The organism is Rivularia sp. UHCC 0363 (assembly GCF_034931125.1).
Taxonomy (GTDB): domain Bacteria; phylum Cyanobacteriota; class Cyanobacteriia; order Cyanobacteriales; family Nostocaceae; genus Rivularia.
The window spans coordinates 1-21,607 of sequence record NZ_JAYGHM010000067.1 but is presented as its reverse complement, the minus strand read 5'-3'; the positions used below and the strand labels follow the sequence as shown (position 1 = coordinate 21,607).

The following is a 21,607-nucleotide window of genomic DNA, read 5'->3' as shown; positions in this document are numbered from 1 at the left end:
AAACTAAGGATGATGACTAATTTTAGAAAGCGGAAGAGAAGACTTCTTAAAAACTGCAAATCTTGCAAAGATTAAATTGACGCTGCCAATTACCCCAGCCGCTAAAAAAGGCACGGCTAAACTATAAGTATTGACTAACCAAGAAGCCATCAAAGGTGCTGCGAGATGTCCCACATTGGCGAAAGAAGTTGTCAGGCTGTAATTAAAATGCAGACGATTAGAAGCACTACTATTAAACAATTGTAATTCTAAAGCTGCTTGCGTCACTGCCAAACAAAATCCATAAACCACTCGCGCTAAGATTAAAACCACAATATTTTGCGTCCAACCTTGGAAAAACAAACTAGTAGCTAATAAGCATATTCCTACTAAGTAAATAGACGGTAAAGCTTTGGGTTTGCAAGCTTTACGAATATAAGGTAAAGCAGCGATCGCCATGATGCTGGGTATTAAAAACAGCAAACTACTAGAAAGCAGATTGATGTTAATAAAGTTGGTTGTGACGTATTCCGTAAAGTAGGGACGGACTAAATTATTTGCTAGTTGAAAGCTGAGAATTACCATCCCGATGGCAACAATAAAACCCAACTGATTGCTAACTACAGGAGCATTTTCACTATTTTGTTTATCCTCTTTTCGAGCAGAAACACCTTGCAAAATGTAGATGCAAATAATTAGTTGTACAACATCTGCAATTGCAATTAGATAAAACAACCTTAAGGGTGTGGCAAAATTCACCATTCCCGCACCAGCAATGGTTGCAGCAACAATTGCACCGTGAAACACGGCTTGGTAAATTCCTGCAACTGTAGCCCGTTTTTGTTTTCCTGCTAGCTGAATAATCAAGGGATAAACCAACAGGTAGCTGCTTTTAAACAGCAATAGGATGATGGTATAAACCAGAAACTGGGAAGCACTGTTACTTGTTCCCATCAAAGCCGTCATAATTGCCGTACCCGCTTGACCGATGTAGAGTAGATATTTAACCTCGATATTGCGGGATAAAATACCCCATATCGGCGCACACAGCACCACAGTCAAGCGACAGATAAAGATGTAGTACCCGGTATAGGCTAAATCCTCAACACCAAATACCTTGCGAAAAAACTGAGGATAAAATGGTGAGAGTAATACCTCGTTAAATACCGCTAGGAATACGCATAAAAATAGTGCAAAAGATACTAAGTTTTGGCGATATCTCATGCCGCTATTCCAAATTGCTGAAAGACGTTCTGACGTTTTACCGGGTAAACTGTTTTTCCCGTTAACGTATTAATAATTACAGAGTTGCGATAACAACCCAAACCTAAATCTGGCGCACCAACACCGTGAGTGTGTAATTCTGCGTTTTGGACAAAAATCCGGTTGGGGATATCTTTTGTCAAACCCAGATGATAATCAAAGTTGACTTGATAGCGTCCTTTTTCATCCCACTGCATCAAATCGCGGATATTTGCAATACAATCCGGTATAGCGTGACGATATCCCGTAGCGAGAATAATACAGTCAGTTTCATGACTAAATGGTTCGTCTTGATGGGAATGACGATAGCTAAGACGATAGCGGTTATTTATAGTTTCGACTTCCTTAACTTCTACCCCAGAAATTAATTTGATATTGGGATAATTATCGGCGACGGAACGCTCGTAAAGCAAGTCATATATTTTGCTAATGGTACTAATACTAATACCCTTATAAAGTAAATCTTGCTTTTTGATTAAATCGTCTCGTTTCTGGGGAGATAAACTGTAGAAATAATGGATATAGTCAGGAGAAAAATGTTCTAATCCCAGCTTAGAATATTCCATTGGCAAGAAACCAGAGGAACGAGTACACCAATTAATTTCATACTGGTAATTTTCCTGTTCTTGTAACAGTTCGTAGAAAATCTCTGCTGCACTTTGTCCGGAACCAATTACCGTAACAGATTTTGATTTTCGGGGGATTTCTCGTCTATGTAAAAATTCCGCTGAGTGAAAAATATGCTCGGATTTAATATCTTGGAAACAAGCAGGTATTTGAGGAGCAGAACCAACTCCTAAAACCAAATTTTTGCAATGATAAATTAAACTAGTATTATGTTTAACATCTTTGATTTCAACTTCAAATAGCTGAGATTCTTCTTGCCAAGAAATAGCTTGTACTCGTTGTCCAAAACAACAACTTGATAAATGTTCTGCTACCCATTGACAATAATGATTGTATTCCCGTCTCGGAATATGAAATTCCTCCCAAAAGTAGAATTGATAAAGACGAGATTTAGCTTTTAAATAGCTGAGAAAACTAAACTGACTGCAAGGTTCAGCCATTGTGACTAAATCAGCTAAAAATGGTACTTGAATTGAACTTCCTGCAATTAATAAACCCGGATGCCATTCAAACTTGGTTTTTTGTTCGATAAATAAAGACTTGATTTCGGTAACAGGTTCTAAGAGTGCTGCTAAACCTAAATTAAAAGGTCCAATCCCCACACCAATTACATCATAAACATCATTTTCCATCACTTCCATTTCTCCATAAAATGCTGACGTTTGCAAAACATCAAAGCCGCGCTTTTATCGGGCAACAAAATCTCTTTTTGAAATACAAAGCCACATTTTTCAAATATGTAAATCATCTTTTTATTACGAATATCTGGCTCTGCAATCACTTTCTGAGTTGGGGAATTTTTAAATTTAAAAAAGGTCATGGCACGTAATAAAGGTAAAGCATAACCCTTACCTAAAAAATTGCGATCGCCAATCAATAAATGAATTCCTTGGTCATATTTTTTCGCAGGATAACAACCAGATATAACATCATCAATTGTCCAGTATGACTCCCAATAACTCATGGGAACATCATCGATAAAGCCAATATAGAGAGTTTGATGTTTATCTGCTAAAGCCTTTTCTAAATGCTGCTGAATTTTATCTTTATCAAATCCTAGCTTCCAAAAAGAAATCACATAATCTTGATTCATCCATTTGTGAATTTTATCCAAATCTTCTGATAAACTGACTGGACAAAAAGCAATGGTTTTATTAATCTCTGAGTCAAGCGTTTTGTAGGTGTAATTATCAGTAATTAACGACATTTTATTTGCGTTTACTTATGATTGGTTTTAATTTCTAATTGACAACATATAAAGGATTGTCAATACTTACATAAACAGATTGGGTAGCAACAGAACCTACCAATTCATCCATATCGTGAAAACGAGTTAAAAGATTTGCTTTACAACGTAATTGTGATTGAAAAAGTAAATTATCTAATAAACTTACAGATTGTGGAGCTAAATCTATATATTCTTCTAACTTACTTCTTAAATCTTTGAGCAATAACTTTTCATCCACAACACCCGCTACTCCAAAAGCATTAATTAATCCAAACAAATTGTTAATAAAGAGGTAATAACCCAAACGCTCATCCACAACAGCATCATCGCAAATTGTTTCACTCTTTTGACTGATACCCGGTAAAATACTATCTAATAATTGATGACAAGAGCGACGATAATAATATCCTTGATTATCTCGATAAAAGAAACGTTTGGGATAACCATTCTCCAACTGCAATACGCTATTCTGTTGATGCGCTTCTAAACCAATACCGTAGGTAAAATACAGCCATAGAATTGGTTCCAAATAAATCTTTAGATAATCTCTAAACCAATCTAAACTGACTTCCTCAGTTGAACGAGATTCTTGTTGCGCTAATTGCTGAATAATTTTCTTTAATCGGGAAGTATCACCAAAAATTGAATCCTGACATAAAGAAATTAAACAAGTTGCATCAGTTTCAGGACGATCTAAAAATGGATTTTCTCGTAAAATTGTTGAAAAACCATCCACGGGTACACCATCAATTTGAATTGTAATATAAGCCGGGTCACGAATAATATTGAAATCCGGAAATTTGTCATGTAATTCGTTACCTATCTTACCCGATAATATCCGATAAACTTCTACACTTCTTTCTAATTCTTTATATAGATTTACCCGCAAAGAGTTAGTAATTTTCACATTTAATGATACAGCATAAATGCCGATTGAGGATGATAAACTGTCCGAATTGAAGTTGTAGGTTGATATGCTTTACCTTTCTCACCCAAGTCTTGCAATAATCCCCGATTAATTAACTCTTGAACTTCCGGTTTACTAAGTAGATAATTTGCTTCCCAAGGATGAATTGGTAATAGAGAATATTCATCTTCTTGACAATACTTTTGCTTAAAATCACCATCAACTGTTGTATCTTGAATTAATTCAGTTTTAATTAATGCTGTCGCTGTTTGCGATAATCCAGAACCTTCTACAGTAATTGATTGATGAGCGCGAAAATAATGTAGGGGAAAACTACCTTTTAATTCCGGTGAATAAGTAAATAATTCCGACTCAGAAAAACCTTGACGGCTTTTTGGTGTTGGATGCAAATGATGTCCAAATACTAACGCTTGTTCTGTATCAATAAAAGAGTTGTTAAAATTATAAAGTGATTCCCGATCTTGTTTTCTCTCCCGAACAAACTTTTCAATATAGCTATTGCTTTGAATTACTCTTGACAACAATTCATCTTGATGGCTGTTGCTACCACTATCTAAAACCAACTCTTTAGTAATCAAAGCTACTAATGTCACATAATCTAATTCTAATAAATTGCCCGTATTTGGTTGATAAAACAGCGGGTATGTAAATATATGTCTGCCCGTAAGTGACCAATATTTAACTCCAATTAAAATTCTTAAACATTGATGCTTTAAAGTACAGCAAAACAGTGAATTAGCACCAGTCCGATTCAGAATTTCCGTAAATGCTATATCTTTACTTGTAGCTGTATTTTTAATAAATTCACCAATATTAGTTTCTCGCAAATAGCAATTTAAGAAACTTTGAATTGTAGCTTGTTCGGCAATTCCTTTCTCACTAAGATGTTGTGTTTGTAAACTTACTTCAGGTTTGGTAATTGTATGTTGCATCATAGTTTTTTTATTTCTCAGATTTTATACTTAAAAAAAAGAGGAACCGATAGCAGTATATTTATTGAATTCGGAGCAAAATAATTCACTCCCTCCTTGCTCTAAAATTAGCTATCTCTCTCTCTTTCTTCCCTCAGCGTTCTCAGCGTCTCTGCGGTTGTTTTAAAACCAGTAATCATTGAAAAAACGAGTAATATTCTTGAATTTTACATTTTAAATTCTTCAATCTATCTATATCTGTGATTTATTATTCAGTTCCCCGTAACTCATCACCAATGTTTTGAATAGCTTGCAAAACTCTCTTAATATCTACAACGCTCGTGCGGGGATTGAGTAAAGTAAACTTTAAGTACGTCAATTCACCAATCTTGGTTTGCGCTAATATAGCTATTCCTTGCTGCATTAACTGCATCCGAATTTGACTGTTAACCTGATTCGCTCTTTTACAATCGAAATCTGTTGCATTTTGACTGGGAAGATAACGAAAAACTACAGCATTAATCGCGGGATAATTCGCTAATTCTAATTTCTCTTTACTTTTAATTAAACTTGCTGTTTCTTGAGCTAATTCGATTGTGCTATCAATCATCCGAGCAAACTTTTTTCTCCCCAAACTGTGAAGCGAAACAAACAATTTCAAAGCATCAAAACGTCGAGTCGTTTGCACCGACTTAGTGACTAAATCCGGAATTCCAGCATCTTCATTAGTTTCGGGATTAAGATAATCAGCGTGTAACTTAATTAATTCAAAATTATCGCGCTCTTTAACCAAAAAAGCCCCGCAACTTATTGGTTGATAAAACAGTTTATGAAAATCAACGGTAATCGAATCAGCAGCCCAAACACCATCTATTTTATGTTTATGCTTGTCGCTTAATATCAACGCACCACCGTAAGCTGCATCCACATGAAACCACAACCCATATTTTCTCGCACAATCTGCTAATTCTGACAACGGATCGATACTGCCAAAATCCGTAGTTCCCACCGTACCCACTAGCGCTATAGGTAATAAATCTTTTGACTGTAATTCTGCTAACTTGCGCTCTACAGCATCAGCATCAAGGCAATAATTGCGATCGCTCTCCACCATCACCACCGCTTGCTGTCCCAATCCCAACAATGAAGCTGCTTGACGAATAGTAAAATGCGATACATCAGAGCAGAGAATGCGAAAACGCTGAAATTCCGGGGGTAATCCCTGCTGCTGGATTGACCAATTCAACCTACGAAGGGCAAAGGCATCTCTAGCCAGCAACAACCCCATAAAGTTAGACTGAGTACCGCCACTAGTAAATACACCGTCCCCCTTCGCATCATAGCCAAATATTTTACACAACCAATCGATTAACCGTTGTTCTAGTAAAGTTGCACCCGGACTCTGATCCCAAGAATCCATTGATTGATTGCTCGCACTAATTAAGACCTCCGCAGCAAGAGATGATAATAAAGGGGGACAATGTAAGTGAGCAATGCAAGTAGGATGGGAAACAATCGCCGAGTTCTTGAGAATATTCTCACTAATATATTTGAGAATTTGTTGCAATTGACAGCCAAATTCCGGACAAGGTTCGATAGTTGCGAGGATTTTTGCTAAATCTTGGGGGTTAGCACCGCTATAAGGTTGCTTTTGACTGGCAAAATCCTCAATTATTGCTTCTTGGGCTGTTACCATCGCTTCTCGGTATGCGGCTATACTCTGGGGAGAGTCGGTTAAAAAATAGCTCTCAAAGCTGTCTAAGTCCTCCACAATAGAGGAATTTACCGATTGTATTACCATCAGGATGCTTGGGAAAGAACGGATAATAATTGTTGTTCTGCTGCTTTTACAGATGCTTGAAAAATCTCGCTGATGCTGTCAATCTGTTCGGGGGTAACGATTAAAGGAGGTAAGAAACGAACCACACTACTAAATCTACCGCCAATTTCGATAATTAAACCCCGACGCAAACACTCGGCTTGAATGCAACTAGCGAGTTGGGGATAAGTCGGATAATTGCCTCGAAAGTCTTTTTCTGCTGAGGGATTAATGATTTCTACACCAATCATCAACCCCCTTCCCCTAACTTCACCCATACAGCAGGATTCATTTTGAATTTGACACAGATGCTTCATCAAACGCTTGCCCATTACATCTGAATGTTCTGCAAGGCGATTTTCCAAAATATACCGCAATGTAGCACCCCCTGCTGCCATAGCCAGTTGATTTCCCCGGAATGTCCCAGCATGAGCGCCAGCAGCCCATTTATCCAGCTTTTTATGGTAGAGAACAACTGATAATGGTAAACTGCCGCCAATTGCCTTCGATAACAACAAGACATCTGGAATTATCCCCGAATGCTCAAAAGCGTAAAGTTTTCCAGTTCGTCCCAAACCAGTCTGAATTTCATCCACAATTAAGGGTATCTGACGTTCGCGGGTAATGCGGCGAATCTCTCGCATCCAGTCATCGGGAGCCGGAATTACTCCCCCTTCTCCCTGAACAACTTCCAAAATCATTCCTGCTGGAGTCACAATCCCGCTTTCTGGGTCGCTGAGAATCGACTCTATATAGCGGCTACTAGTTTGATGTCCTGCGTCACCACCAAAACCAAAAGGACAACGATAATGATATGGATAAGGTAAGAAATGCACATCTGGCATTAAACCGGCGATCGCCTGCTTGGGATCGAGACTACCAGTCAAGCTCAAAGCTCCATGAGTCATACCATGATAGCCACCATGAAATGACAATATACTGCGTCGTCCGGTAGCAGTTTTCACCAATTTAATCGCTGCTTCCACTGCATCCGCTCCCGATGGTCCGCAAAATTGGATTTTGGCATTCCGAGCAAATTCTGCGGGTAAACTGGCAAATAGTTCTTCTACAAATGCATCTTTAACTGGGGTGGTTAAATCTAAAGTATGTAAAGGTAGATTCGCATCTAAACTATCTCTAATCGCATCAAGTACAACAGGGTGATTATGTCCTAAAGCTAAAGTTCCAGCACCCGCCAGACAGTCAAAGTAGATATTACCATCAGCATCTTTGATATAGATTCCCTTAGCTTCTGCGATCGCCATACAGATACGACGGGGATAGCTTCTAGCATTAGATTCCCGAATTTTTTGACGTTCTAAATAATGCTTTGATGCTGCTCCCGGTATTTCATAATAATTCTCAAGTTTGGATTCTGCACGGCTAATCTTTCCAGATACTAATGGTAAAACGACATTCTCGCCATGACAAAGATGCGAACCATTTTCTTGCGGTTGCATTTTAAATACCTCTTTGTGCGTTTAACAATAAATTACTTGGCTTATTGAAAAATACTTTCAATTATCTTATAACTTTTTGGAAATAAAAACACTACTTTTTATAAACAATTATTTATCATGATAGAAAAGAATATGAGCATTCAGTTATGACATAGTTGTAATCACTACAAACTCATATCATGTCCGCAGATGAGTGATTTGCACCAATGTTTTAGCGCATTTTCCCGTTTTATTAAAATCAATTTTCCGAAAAATTCTGTGTAGTCTCGTTCCCAGTCTCTAGGCTAAGAAAGCATTTGGTGGGCTGCTGCCTTTCTCAAAGCTTACCAGTCTACTGAATATCTAACGCTCAAAGTTCTACCTCTTGCAGCACTATAAGAACTATCATTAGCCTGTAATTGGGAAACAACGGGAAAATATTGGTTATCTAAAAGATTTTCAACACCAATTTGCAGTGTCCCCGCACCAAGTTTAATGCTGCTGATATAGTCTAGTACAAAATAGCTTTCTACAGGTCTTCTACCAAAACTAGTATTATTTTCAAACAAATCTCGGTTTCCTGAGAATAAAGCTTGTAGACGATTGCTCCATCCTGGTAGAGTTTCATTCTCCACATAAGCCGTCAGCTTTAATGGTGGAATCCGAAATCCATCTAAAGCGCTGTAGTTACCATCATTATTAATATCAATTTCACCTCCAGTTAAAGTAAGAGTTCCGCCCAAAGCAAAGCTGGAACTGGGTTTGACATCAAGGGCTGCTTCTAAGCCATATATTCTTTCCGGTGCGCGGATAATTGTTCCTGGAGCAGTAAAGGTAGTACCTAATTCTGATTCGTTATAGAAAGCAGATAAAGATGCTTGAAGTTTATTCCATCTACCCCGTACACCGATTTCATAACTATCTACTTTTTGCGGTTCCGGACGTAAAGTTTCTACAGAAAATCCTGGTGGTGCGTTGCGGAGTGATAAACCAATATCTGAGAGGGAGAATCCTTGCGAAAAATTAGCAAATACACTGACGTTATCGGTAATTGAGTATACTGCTCCGGCGTTAAATAGAGTTGCATCAAAATCAAGGTCGCCACCCTCTATATTAACGTCGGGATTGGCTAAAGTACTAAAATCCTCAACGCTAACATCGGAGTTTTCATAACGTACACCGCCATTTAAAACTAACTTTTCGCCAAGATTCAAATTTAACTGAGCAAATATTCCCAGACTGCTTAAATCCAGAGGTGGAACCCAAGTGCGTTCGTTATTTTTACTAAAAACTAATCCCCCACTAGAATCAAAGACATCTCCATCAAAGGTAGAAACAATCTGGGATGTTTCTTCTTTGAAATAATCTGCACCCCAGAGTAATTTGGCTTTTTCCCCATCAAATAAAGGAGTTTCAATCTGCAAGCGTCCACCATATTTTTCCGAATCTACTTCTGATTGAATGATTTCGTTACCCAAACTAGCGAATGCACGACCATCAAAAGGGAAGAATCTTGTCAGATAGTTTCGATAATATACTTGAGCCTGAACTTTACTATTTAACAGGTTGTCATGATTGTATTGTAAATTTAACAGCGTGTTTTCATTACCTGGAAGTTCGTCTAAACTAAGTCCTTCAATAGCGCGAGCCTTTTGTCTTCCCGGTATAGTATTAACAGTTGGGTCGCTAGCAATATCTGTATCTTGTTTTTCGTCAAAGCGGTTAAATGTTAGTTGCAATCGTTGATAATCGTCAAAATTGACACCTAATTTACCGAATAAATTAATACTGCGAGCATCGGCAAAACCACCTTGGGCGTTGGGGTCGGAAGGAATTTTGTCTCCTTCTGCATCGAAATAACTGCCAGTATTAGTAAATGAAATATTGCCCGTAAAATCAACCTTACCTTCGTTAACAGAAATTGTATGTTGAAAATTAGTGCCGAAACTATCTTCTTCTAATTCTCCCAAAGCAGCATTTACACCGAATTCTGTTTTTGAACTCAATCTATCTGTATCGGCACGTTTGGTAATAATATTAATCACACCACCCGTTGCACCATCACCATAAATCGCACTCGGACCGCGTACAACTTCCACACGTTCGATTGCAGAGGGATCGATGGTTTTCAAATCTCGGAAAGCGTTACGAGTTGTGGACTGAGGAACCCCATCAATTAAAACTAAAGTATTGCGTCCCCGTAAAGACAATCCAAAATTACTCCCGCTTTGAGTCGGAGGTGCTAAACCGGGTACTGATTTACCGAGAATTTCGATTAAGTTACGCGATAATCTAGTTTGCTGTTCAAGTTCCGAGCGATTGATAACCGTTATCGAACGCGGTACCTTTTGAATATCTTGCTGGGTTCTGGTTGCAGTTACAACCAGTTCAATGGGCTGATTATTATCTCCCTCTCGTTGAGAAGTGGTAGGCTTTTGCGGTGTTTCCGATTCCTGTGATGGTGGAGTTGCTGCGGGTTTTTCAGGAGTTTGAGCGGTAGGTGCTGTTGGTTGTAATCCAAAAATTAAACTCGTATTATTATCAAATAACTCAACTTGTGGTGAAGCTGTTTCTCCCGTTACTTTTACCTGAATAGTATTTGCATCTTTATTGATTACTTCTATCTCACTAATTCCCTGTATCGGCTTGCTAACCGTAAATGCATTTCCCTCAGACACGCTGAGTTGAGCGTTGGGAATTTCTGCAATAAAATCATTACCCTGACTGCGATTAACAACTTGCAAATTTCGAGCAGAAGTTGTTTCTAAAATTATTTCTATACCTTTATCCGTTTGATTTAACCTAACCCCAGTCACTTTTATTACTTGAGGTGATGACTGTGCCAACTTGCGGGAACTCTCAATTTTTTTCGTTTCTTCACTTTTAGCAAATACTTCCTCAGCTTGAGCAAGATTATTTCCCAACACTCCGACTAAACCAGTCAATATAATAATTTGTAGTAATTGCTGTAGTTTCATTCTTTCCTTACAAGATGAATAAAATAATTAAGTGTTTGAGAACAATACCGAGTTGTAATTTAGATACGGCGAAAATATCCTTTAAAAGCATCATCAGACTTACATAAAAGCCTATTAAACAAGGCTTTTAAGATTTGCAGCGGAAAATGAGGTAGTGCGAGATTAAATGAATTATTTTTTGTCAGTTGTTTATCAAAGCAATAATTTAATCAAAAAAGCTTCCATTGCATTTACCGTAAATTTTTGATAATTAAGAATTTTTTGCAATTACTAGAAATAAGATTACATTAAATTCAGGTTTAAAGTCTTATCGCAAACGGACTGTTTTTTATTCCAAAGGTACTTTCTGATTTTTTGTAGTATAAGTTCGCGGACAGATGCCGAATTTTTTGCGAAAAGCCGCACTAAAAGACGGTAAGCTAGCATAACCAACACCGTAAGCCACTTGAGTTACACCCATTTGAGTATCCGTCAATAACAGTCTGGCTTGCTCCATGCGGTAATCATGTAAATATCCAAAAGCAGTAGTACCAAAACAAGCACGAAACCCTTGTTTGAGTTTGCGTTGATTCAAGCCCACCTTACGGGCTAATTCTGGTAAGGAAGGGGGATTTTCAAAATTGCAGCGTAAAATTTCTTTAGCATGGTAAATTCGCTCAATGTCATTCGCCCGAATCACTTTAGATACAGAATGTTGGGATTCATCTTCTGAAAAAACTTCTTGCAAACGCATCGCAATTAATTCTAAAGTTTTACTTTCTAAATAAATTTGTCGAGTCGCACCGTGATAGGGACAATTTAAAATTTGATGCAAACAAACTTGCATTTGAGGTGTTGTTTTACCGGGGTGAAAATAAAATTGATCGTCTTTCCCTTCTAAAAGCTGATTTAATTCGGAAGGAGTTTTTTGATTATGGTCGCGTAAATAAATTCCTAAAATAGACGGCTCAATATGTATATCAACCTTGAGAATTTGAGTATTAGCAGACCATTCTTGAGTCCCACTTAAACAAGGTCCTACCGCTAAGAAGTTTTCTCCCGCTTGATGATAAATTCCATCTACTAACTGACGCTTTCCCTTGAGATGAAAACCAAATTCAGGTAAAAACTTTTGAGAACAAATTATTTCAACAATATTATCTACAAATTCTAATTTATGAATATAAATAAATATACCCGAACGAAGAAAAATTTGTTGTTGATAACCCTTTCCTAAATGATTAGAAAAACTCCAAATGTGTTCGTGGTTATTTAAGCAACTCGAATCATTTTGCTGTTGTTTCTCTTCTTGCCAAAACTCTTTCCAATCGTGGCTTGAGACAGTGATTGTCATGTCTATTTTATCTATATCTAATATGGGCGCAAATCTTATTTAGATCGCATCTATTTCCAAGAGACGTAGCAATATGCCCCGTCTCTCTACATTCCGTGGTGAATTTACGATGCATATTTTGATGACAACAAAACTGATAATCAAAGTTAATTAAATTAGTCTCGACGAGTGGCTATAGCTAAAGAAGCACCCTTTACCCGTCGCACCCTATCCATAACCGCGACAATTTTTCCATGATTCACCCCTTCATCTGCATTCAAAACCACCATTAAAGGCTGTTCGGGCTTGACTTTTGCTTTCACCCCTGCTTCTAACTTATCTAAAGTAATCGGCTGCTTGTTCAAAAATATTGCACCTGCTTTATCTACAGTTAGGGTAACTCGTGCTGGTTGAGTTGCTTTTTTGGCAGTTGATGCTTGGGGTAAATTGACTGGTAATCCTTCTTGACGAGTCAAAAACAGTGTTGACATGATGAAAAATGTCAAAATCGCGAATATCACATCAATCATCGGCACAATATTAATTTGTGCTGGTACATCCGCTTCATCTGGTAGACGCATAATCTTTTTTTCCTCGTTCGTAATAACGACGGTAAAGTAATTCCAATTCTCCACCGTATTCTTGAATCAATGCTATCTGTCTTTGATACATGGCTCGAAATGCATTGGCAAACATCAGCGTGAAAATCGCTACGACTAACCCCGCAGCAGTGGAAACCAACGCTTCACTAATACCACCAGTTACATTCGCTGTTTGAGTACCTCCTACATCACCAAGATTTAAAGAAGCGAAAGAACCAATTAAACCTAAAACTGTACCGAGAAGACCCAATAACGGCGCGAGGGAGATTATAGTATCAAATATATTTTGGAAGCGTTTGAGTAAAGGTATCTCAGCTTGCGCTTCACTTTCCAATGCCAAACGAAACTCTTCCGGAGTCGGTTCTTCTAGTTCTAAAGCAGTGAGAAACATCCGAGCGATGGGTAAATCTGCGTTATGACGCAATCCATCAATTGCACCCACAACATTATTGCGACGATAGAGATTTAAGACATCTCGTACTACTTTAGTCTGACGATTATTTATTTTCAGCCAAAAGCCGATCCTTTCGACAATCAGCCCTAATGCCAACACCGAAAAACCCAGCAGCGGTATCATGACTACCCCACCTGCCGAGAATAGATTATTCATTCCCATTTATAGCTCTCAAACGCATTAATGAAAGTTACTACTAATATCTATAGAGGTAGATGATAGTAGTTATCAAATTAACTTAGAGCAAATGAGAATATATGTCAATCATTCTAAAGCATAGAAAATTAAGAATAGAGTAAGTTCAAAGGTATTTATACCTGCTAAATGAAGGTGTTTAGTTGCTATGATTGTAAATATAGCAGGCAACCAAAAGTCTATATAACAGGAGTTGTAGTACTTTTAATCTAAAAAATGTATTTGCTGCAACAATGTAGTTTAAGTTCCGAATTAAAGGTATCGGTAAGCCAGTAATTGCTACAAATTATGAAGTAATTATCTAGAAAAATTGATTGACTTCTACCTTTAATTCTTTTACAATTCCAAGTTAATGCAAATTTATATCAATTAATTATTTTAAACCATGAGCTTTTCAAGCACGGCTTTACAGCAGCGGGAAAGAGAATTAAAAGCTCTAAGACTTTTTCTAGCGTGCAGTTTAATCGGCTCGCTTATATTTCATGTAGCGTTGCTGGCTTCCGGTATTGGCAGATATTTATTAAACAAGGTACCTGAAATTGATTCAGAACCAGTTGAAATAACTCTTCTTGATGCTCCTCCTGAAGAAATTGAGCCAAAACAGGAAGTAAAACCGAAGCCAAAGCCAGAACCGAAAAAGATAGAGCCAAAGCTAGAACCAAAACTTCCGATTGTTGACACAAATAAAGTCAAACCTGATTTAGACAGTATTCCGAGCCAGTCTCAAATTAGCGGTGGAAGTCGAGCAACGTCAAAATCCGAACCGATACCAACGCAACGCAGAGTCAGAGAGCAAGCACCACCCGTTGTACGGCAACAGCTTCCTTCATCTGAAACTGCCCCCTTTAAACCATTCAAAGAACCATTATCGCCCGTTTTACCTTCAGACCCTCCGGTAGCAGTACGTGAAAAGCCAGTAATTCCACCACAACCAAAGCCGGAACCGAAACCAGAAAAAACTGAACCCATCGCTAAAAATAATAATCAATTATCAATACCTCAATCAAAGCTAGAAGCAGAACCTAGAACACCACGGGAATTTTCTACAGATACTACTCCCCCTATAGAACCACCGAAGCCAACTCAGGAAGCTGACGAAGATTTAAAACGTTTGCTCGCACAAGAAAGAAACTCTAGAAGAACACCACGGGAATTTTCGACTCCTTCCAATCCTCCTGTACAAGCACCCCAACCAACTCAACAAGATAGTGGAAATTTAAGAGATACTCTTTCAGGAATTAGAGAGAGCCAAGAAAATACGAAAATCAGCAGCAACAATACAGCACCATTTTCACCTAATACTTCTAATAACAGTAATTCTGATATTGGTGAAAGTAGCAATAGTAGCCCTAGAAGGAAAAGACGTACTTTTGGAGGTAGTAATGTTGCAACTGCACCTACCTCTCCTAGTTCTGGAGGTAATGGTTTGGGTAGCGGTACGGGTGAAGAGGTTGGTGACGGTGACGGACGCGCAGCTTGTCGTAAGTGCGACAAGGTTTACCCAGTTTGGGCAAAACGTCGAGGAATTGAAGGGCAAATAACCGTAACTGTTGATACTGATGCCCAAGGTAATGTTACTAACGTGCGACTGCTTAGTTCTAGCGGAAACAGCAGATTGGATAAGGAACATCTGAAGTTAGCACGTAACTGGAAACTCAAACCCAGTTCCAATGGAAGACAAGGAGTAAGGATTGTTACTAAATACGAACTTCAATAAAGCCAATTACTTTTTTGTTAGGAGAGGTTAACATTAAAAACATTGGTTAATTACAGCAGCCTTCTATGAAAAAACATCTCACACTTTGTAGCTAAAAGCACCTGTGAAAAACGGGCGTTGTGATGCCCCGCATTAGAGGAATAACGTTAATAAACGAGTAATATACTGGATTGCGGGAGCATCATCGCCTGTTTTAGCGCAGCGTTCGCAGGTGCGGCTCCCCGTATTAGTCTAATTCAATACCTCGCTTAACCGATTTTTGTTTTTGTTGCAGTCTTTCCCTTTCTTGTCGGAGTTGTTCGCGAAGAAGTAGTAAATCATCATTCCAAGTTTCACCCGCTTGGGGCTTGACTCTACGAGTTTCTTCTAATTGTTCCGATACTTGTTTGGCTAGCTTCTCTCCATAAGATGTAGCGCTCGTCGCTAATATGATTTCGCTACCATTTGACTGAATGCGTTGCAGTAAATGTATCTGACTTTCTGAAATAGAACCATTTGCTGTTAGAAATACTGTTGGTTTTTTAGGCTTTGGATTGAGCGATGCAAGGGATAATACCTCAATCGGCGAATCTGCTAGAGCAACTTGAGGTAGTTTACCTTCGTTAAATCCGATACCAAACCAACCTTCTGTACGACTGGAGCCTAATGCTACTCCATTGAATTTCTCACCTACAATACTAGCTCCCGTTACCACAGTTTCTTGCTTTAAATGTTCTCTACTGGGGGCAATTAAATAGTGCTTAATTACAGCATTACCTTGATTGTCAGCATAGATACGATTGTGGGAATGTTCTGTTTCTAAAACTTTGTCGCTAATTCCATAGGTGTTGGTAAGATAGCTTTTTGCTTGCTGCCATTTCGGTTCCGAAACTGCGGGTAGTTGAAATTTAGGTGTGGGGTATTGGAGAATGTCTGGTTTTATCTTCTTCATGAGATTTGCGATCGCCATTTCAGTTCCAAACTGAGAAGCGAGCCAACCAATGCTTTCACGTTGTTCTACATCCAAAACGGGGTATAGCCGGGATACGCGCAAAATGGGACACGTTGTAAAGTTATGTAACAATAACTCTACAACCCTTGCTCTGCAATACCTTGACAATTGCTCAAGCTAAAACCAAAAGCCCTTCATCATCCAACAAATTCGGTACAGCATCAATATCAATTAGATAATCGCCGAAACGCTTGATATTACTGGTCATATAAGGACTTAACGCTGCCACATCTTCACGAGTAATTGAATAACCAGCTTTCAGTAAGTCCCGCAAAACATCAGTTAAATCTACAACGTTCTGGAAGATAACAGCATTGGCAACCAAATCGTTGTATTTAATAATCTTCTCCTGTTCGATTGGGTCGTTATTAGAAATAACTCCAAAACCACCGAAGAAAAACCACTTTGAAAAACCGTTATAAGCTTCAACGATATTGGTTGCCGCAGTAATCTGTTTTCGCAACTTCATATCCGAAATATATTGCAACAGAAATACCGTTCTTACTACTCGCCCCAATTCTTGAAAAGCCTGGTATAACCTATTTTTACGACTATAATTCCCCAGCTTTCGTAACAATACCGCACTCGAAATCTTACCAGTTTGAATCGATAACACAACCTGTAAAATATCTTGCCAATGGTTTTTTATTTTATCCCAATTAATTGTATCCTTGAACAAAGAATCTATATGTTCGTAAACCGTATCATAAGAGGGGCGGAAGAAAATTAAATCCTTCCAATTCCGAATTCGGGGCATCAATTTAATCCCCAACATATGTGACAATGCAAACACAGGTGTTGATTGTCCCTGAGTATCAGCGTGAACCGTATGAGGCTGAATCTCAGAACAATTTTTTAATAAACCCTCGATAATATAAACGGCTTCCCAAGTTCCGCAGGAAATAAAATGGCTAAATAAAGCTATGTAGGTATCAGAAACATGGTGGTAAGCAATACCCCCATAGCCACCGTAGCGAATGTGATATTCAGACAGCAGATTTTCTTCGTAGAGTTCATATTTAGTACCATCCGCAGCAGCAGTTGTCCCATCGCCCCAAATACCTGGAAGTTTTAAAACATTGTAGCGATTAATAATATCTACAAGGGCTGCATTAAGTTTATCTACACTCACATGACGGCGATTAACAAATGATATCTCCTTCGCAGTAACAATACCTCGCATATGTCTTGCAGCTTGAGTTGGCCCGAGATTACAACCATAAGTGAAACTAGTTAGCAAATAACGTTCCGTCGCTCGCTCCAACTTCGGATCACTCCCGCTCATGGGTCCAAAGTGACGTGTAAAATTAGTCCAGTAGTCAACATTCCGTAGAACATCAATTAAATTGCGTTCCGGAAAACGTTCTTCCACAGCTACAAGCAGAGCTTTAGCTTCGGGACTTAAATCATGGCGCAATGATTTTTTTAATACAGGTTCACCCAAATCATTAATTACAAGCTGACGATTATCGGGATAACCAGCGTCTACAATGATTGCCGTATCAGTTAACCATCCCTTAAGTTGTTCAACAAAATCCGAAGCATTCGATGCAAAACCTAAATCTTCACAATACTGGTCAATTAATGGTAAACATTCAGACCAAGGTAATAGCTGTTCTCGGTGGTCGGCATAATTTTCGCTACCAATAACGCAGATATCTCCCGTCCTCAGTTCAGTCATCAAGTAAGAAAACACACAAACTTCTAGATGGCGACGAACAATTTTAGTTTTGTTTCCTTGTTCAACAAATAAAAGTTTCTGCCATTGAGGAGAAGCAAATTCTAAATCTAAGTCAATAGCATTTCCTAAATAGTGCCCTCGCTTTGACTGATTTTTTAGTATAAAATTTAATGCTTTAACTACACTTTGTTCGCTAGTAGTAGATTCAAACTTCAAAGTATTTAACAATCGGAAGAAAGTACTGCGGTGACTTTTATAAAATTGCCATAATAGAGGTAAGTAATTATTCCCTTTATAGGCATTTATTGCCTCACATTCACTCAACAACTGTTCAGCACCACCTTCTGTAACAAGTAGCTGATTAACTTGTTCGACTTTATCGGTATTATTAACTATCTCTTTCTTATCAACTTTCTCAATGTTAGTCAAATCTTGCTCTTCATCAACCCATACATGGAGAACATTTCCGAGAATCAAGAGTAACTTTTCAACAGTTTCCTGATATCTTTGTTTGATAAGTTCTAATTCTTTCCTGGCATTGTTATGTATCAACCGCATTTTTTTTAGAAACATCTCAACCAAATTATCTCGCGTTGTCACTTGTGCCGAGTAAATTAAACATAGTATAAGAGTAATGCGCTTTGGTAAATTAAATTCTTTGATTTCACTCGCATCTAACACCCTCGCTTCCGCAGCAAAGTGTTGAATCTTAGCTGCTGTAATTCCGGTAAGTAATGGTTTAATATCTCCTAAAGAATCAAGCCAGATTAAATGTACAATTAAATCATTGAGATGGTTGCGAGTTGGGCGCTTAGGAAGTTGCTTAATATTATTATAGAGACTTCTATATTCCACTGGATGATTATCTAGAAGGTCAAGTAAGCGTTGTTGATAATCATTACTCAAACGACCAAGTACTACTTTAAATAAATTTTGGTTGACTAAATTCCTAACTCGGCGTACCAATCTATTTAATGTATTAAATCCTGGTAACTCATATCTATTTTTGATTAATTCGGCAATCGCAACATTCATCAAATCCGCAGGATTATCCATTACAGTCGCAGATTCATTTACTGCCGATACTGCTAGATGTAGCGCAGTTTGATTAAAAGATTTAACAGTCAGATATTCGCGGATAGCTGTTCGATGTCGATACATTGTTTTTTTGCTTTCATAGCCTAAAACAATATCATCTTTAAATTTTAAATGACTGCGAATATGGTTTATTATTTTTAGTGGGATATCCGCAATAGAAGGAAAATAACCTAGTCTTTGGAATGATTTCAATATAACAAGTAGATTAAGGATATTACTTTCACCTTTTGTCGCACTGTAAGCAAAAGCAATTTCTGAATTGGTCGGTGTATATATTTCTGTAAGTTCTTTGGTGGTAAATTGGCGTTTAAATCTTGGGTAAGCGGTGCGTTCTATAGATGTCACTCTGATATTGATGGATTGCCCATCCTGGTATTACTTTTATAGATATAAAACAAAACATTCACTTTTTCTTAGTTTTAGATTTTTTTCTTTTAAGTAGTGTTTTCTTACTACCAATTTCAGCAATTGTATTTTTGTAGTAAAAGCCACAATAAGGACAGTAGGAGTGCTGAAAAGTTCTTACTGACTTTCCACACTTAAGACAATGAGAAATAAGCTCATGCCCGCACATGAAGCAGTGTAATGACCTAATATCATTCCAAATTGGTTCTGTTGGTGTTCCTGGAATCCAGCATTGAGGACAAAATTTTATACTAGTAAATGGTTGTAATATTTCGGAACCGTTACAAATTGCTTCTAAGTAGGGCTTGCTGAAAAAGTAACAAAAGAGCGGTATGGAGATTTATTATTTATTAGAGGAAGGATAAAACATAAGTTTTTATTTGCTTAAAGTAAGTAAAGTATAATTCTTAGTAATACTAAGCTGTAAAAAAGATGTATTTCTGAAAAATAGACATAAAAAATCCTTCAGTAGACGTGATAGATGAGTAGAAAGATTCATCACTAAAAAAGTAATTGCAATCGCAGTTTGAGAAGTTTGAGAAAGCTTAGTCATTACCAGATTGAGACCAAATCTTCTTTTACCTTGGCCAAACTTTCCCTCAATAGAACTACGAATTTTCTCGTCCGAGGCAGCTTGCTTTTTTTGTTCTTTAGTAATATTGGAAGAAGGTCTACCCAAAGGAGGTCCACTGATTCTAATACCTCGTTCTTTACACCAATCTCGGTTTTCTCGTGTGCGATAAATTTTATCAACATGAACGGATTCTGGATAATAACCAGTATAGTTTTTGAAAGATTCTATTTGTGTTTTTAAGTCTCCTGATTCATTAAAGTTATTCCAACTTATATGGTCTAAAAATACATATCCGTCAAAGTAGCTAGCTGATAATTTCGCTCCAAACTCTACAGGTTTCCCCGCTTTACCTCGAACAATTGGACGGATATGTGGTTGATTTAAACTAACAATACGGTCTTCAATAGTCTTCTTATTGTTTTCGTATAGCCACAATTGTTGACGATAAACTTCGCTTATTACTAATAATATTTTATATTGTCTATTACTCAATTCAGATAGAATGGCTCCCATATTAACTAACTGTTTAATATGAGAGATATTTCTCTTTATATACTGTAGTTGTTTTTTAATTGCTTTTGTTCTTTCCTGTTTGGATACTCGACGTTTTTTAGCAACTTTTAAGTAATTTTTTCGGGCAATTTGACGATAAGCTCTTGGCTTTTTATCTAGTTGACTTTTAACTTGTTCGTATAGATAATCTATGATTTTTTCAGTATGCTTTCTAGCTTGATTCAATAGTCCCAAATCCGTAGGATAACTAATATCGCTTGGCGCACAAGTTGCATCTAATATCAGCTTTCCACGGTTTCTTGAATTATTTAATTCTTTTTTTTTTGATTTGATTGAGAAGATGTTTCTTCTAGCATCTTCTTAACCATCTCTTGATTTATTTTATTTACTAGTTCTACTCCTATCCTTTGACGAAAGTGAACTAGCATAGATGAATCAAATGGAGTTTTATCGTTATAGGATGATAATCCTATAAAATACTGTAGATAAGGGTTCTCCTTGATTTGTTCTACAGTTTCTCTATCACTTATCCCTAGTTTCTCTTTAATTATTAAAGCACCTAATGCCATCCTAAAAGATTTGGCAGGTGCCCCTATCTCCTCGGAAAAAATTGAAGCATATTCTTCTTCAAATTCTGACCAAGGTATCAATGAAGCCATAATCACCCAACGATTATTTTCCGATAACTTCCCCTCGAAAGGAAGTTCAAAATTTTCTGTTGGGATTTGAACTTGCTCCTCAAAACGGTACATATATACTATTCGCAGATTTTGCTGCTTCTCACGGTAATGCAAGGGTTTTAAGACATTTTAGAGTTTTTTCTTGCACATGAATATATACCTTTAGTCTGAAATGTATGCTGCATTACATTTTTGTATTTATTCAGCAAGCCC

The 21,607-nt window shown here is 37.6% G+C and carries 16 protein-coding genes; 1 reads left to right on the top strand and 15 read right to left on the bottom strand.

The genetic code is table 11. The features are described from left to right. Positions 1–3: 3 nt before the first annotated feature. The 11 genes from VB797_RS27870 to VB797_RS27820 all read right to left on the bottom strand — a co-directional run bounded on the left by VB797_RS27870 (position 4) and on the right by VB797_RS27820 (position 13,702). A complete protein-coding gene (locus tag VB797_RS27870) occupies positions 4–1,203 on the bottom strand; it encodes an MFS transporter (RefSeq protein ID WP_323241020.1) in 1,200 nt (399 codons plus the stop codon). Continuing rightward, the gene (locus tag VB797_RS27865; protein ID WP_323241019.1) at positions 1,200–2,537 is read right to left on the bottom strand and encodes a lysine N(6)-hydroxylase/L-ornithine N(5)-oxygenase family protein; all 1,338 of its coding nucleotides are present in this window, start codon (positions 2,535–2,537) and stop codon (positions 1,200–1,202) included. Before VB797_RS27865 ends, VB797_RS27870 begins: the two co-directional genes overlap by 4 nt. Continuing rightward, complete coding sequence (locus VB797_RS27860; RefSeq protein ID WP_323241018.1) at positions 2,501–3,076, bottom strand: GNAT family N-acetyltransferase; 576 nt, start codon at positions 3,074–3,076, stop codon at positions 2,501–2,503. The genes VB797_RS27865 and VB797_RS27860 overlap by 37 nt, the downstream gene beginning before the upstream one ends. A gap of 34 nt (positions 3,077–3,110) precedes the next feature. After that, positions 3,111–4,004, bottom strand: a complete 894-nt coding sequence (locus VB797_RS27855) for an IucA/IucC family protein (RefSeq protein WP_323241017.1) — start codon at positions 4,002–4,004, stop codon at positions 3,111–3,113. A 2-nt stretch (positions 4,005–4,006) separates the two neighbouring features. Beyond that, entirely contained in the window at positions 4,007–4,960 is a 954-nt protein-coding gene (locus VB797_RS27850; RefSeq protein WP_323241016.1) for an IucA/IucC family protein, read from the bottom strand. A 244-nt stretch (positions 4,961–5,204) separates the two neighbouring features. Next, positions 5,205–6,737 carry an aspartate aminotransferase family protein gene (locus VB797_RS27845; RefSeq protein WP_323241015.1) on the bottom strand — a complete coding sequence of 511 codons (1,533 nt, stop codon included), beginning with the start codon at positions 6,735–6,737 and terminating at the stop codon, positions 5,205–5,207. Continuing rightward, positions 6,737–8,215, bottom strand: a complete 1,479-nt coding sequence (locus tag VB797_RS27840) for an aspartate aminotransferase family protein (protein ID WP_323241014.1) — start codon at positions 8,213–8,215, stop codon at positions 6,737–6,739. The genes VB797_RS27845 and VB797_RS27840 overlap by 1 nt, the downstream gene beginning before the upstream one ends. Before the next feature lie 323 nt (positions 8,216–8,538). Further along, positions 8,539–11,172 (bottom strand): TonB-dependent receptor domain-containing protein, encoded by a 2,634-nt coding sequence (locus tag VB797_RS27835; protein WP_323241013.1) that lies wholly within the window; start codon positions 11,170–11,172, stop codon positions 8,539–8,541. A gap of 328 nt (positions 11,173–11,500) precedes the next feature. After that, positions 11,501–12,505 carry an AraC family transcriptional regulator gene (locus VB797_RS27830; RefSeq protein WP_323241012.1) on the bottom strand — a complete coding sequence of 335 codons (1,005 nt, stop codon included), beginning with the start codon at positions 12,503–12,505 and terminating at the stop codon, positions 11,501–11,503. Positions 12,506–12,660: 155 nt separating this feature from the next. Next, positions 12,661–13,065, bottom strand: coding sequence for a biopolymer transporter ExbD (locus VB797_RS27825; RefSeq protein WP_323241011.1), 405 nt, complete (start codon positions 13,063–13,065; stop codon positions 12,661–12,663). Beyond that, positions 13,049–13,702: a MotA/TolQ/ExbB proton channel family protein gene (locus VB797_RS27820; RefSeq protein ID WP_323241010.1), complete on the bottom strand. Its 654-nt coding sequence runs from the start codon at positions 13,700–13,702 to the stop codon at positions 13,049–13,051. The genes VB797_RS27825 and VB797_RS27820 overlap by 17 nt, the downstream gene beginning before the upstream one ends. Before the next feature lie 418 nt (positions 13,703–14,120). Between VB797_RS27820 and VB797_RS27815 the strand changes: the two genes are divergently transcribed. Further along, positions 14,121–15,452 carry an energy transducer TonB gene (locus VB797_RS27815; RefSeq protein ID WP_323241009.1) on the top strand — a complete coding sequence of 444 codons (1,332 nt, stop codon included), beginning with the start codon at positions 14,121–14,123 and terminating at the stop codon, positions 15,450–15,452. 226 nt (positions 15,453–15,678) lie between these two features. Here VB797_RS27815 and VB797_RS27810 read toward each other — a convergent pair whose 3' ends face one another. From VB797_RS27810 to VB797_RS27800, 4 genes are all read right to left on the bottom strand, one after another. Further along, positions 15,679–16,458, bottom strand: coding sequence for a hypothetical protein (locus VB797_RS27810; protein ID WP_323241008.1), 780 nt, complete (start codon positions 16,456–16,458; stop codon positions 15,679–15,681). 97 nt (positions 16,459–16,555) lie between these two features. Continuing rightward, positions 16,556–19,567 carry a Tn3 family transposase gene (locus VB797_RS27805; RefSeq protein ID WP_323241007.1) on the bottom strand — a complete coding sequence of 1,004 codons (3,012 nt, stop codon included), beginning with the start codon at positions 19,565–19,567 and terminating at the stop codon, positions 16,556–16,558. A gap of 58 nt (positions 19,568–19,625) precedes the next feature. Then, a complete protein-coding gene (locus VB797_RS35075; protein WP_416350943.1) occupies positions 19,626–19,877 on the bottom strand; it encodes a double zinc ribbon domain-containing protein in 252 nt (83 codons plus the stop codon). Between the two features lie 126 nt (positions 19,878–20,003). Next, a protein-coding gene (locus tag VB797_RS27800) for an IS5 family transposase (protein ID WP_416350942.1) occupies positions 20,004–21,466 on the bottom strand; the annotation gives its coding sequence in 2 pieces (ribosomal slippage) (positions 20,004–21,044 and positions 21,047–21,466; 1,461 coding nt in all). Between the last annotated feature and the right edge of the window lie 141 nt (positions 21,467–21,607).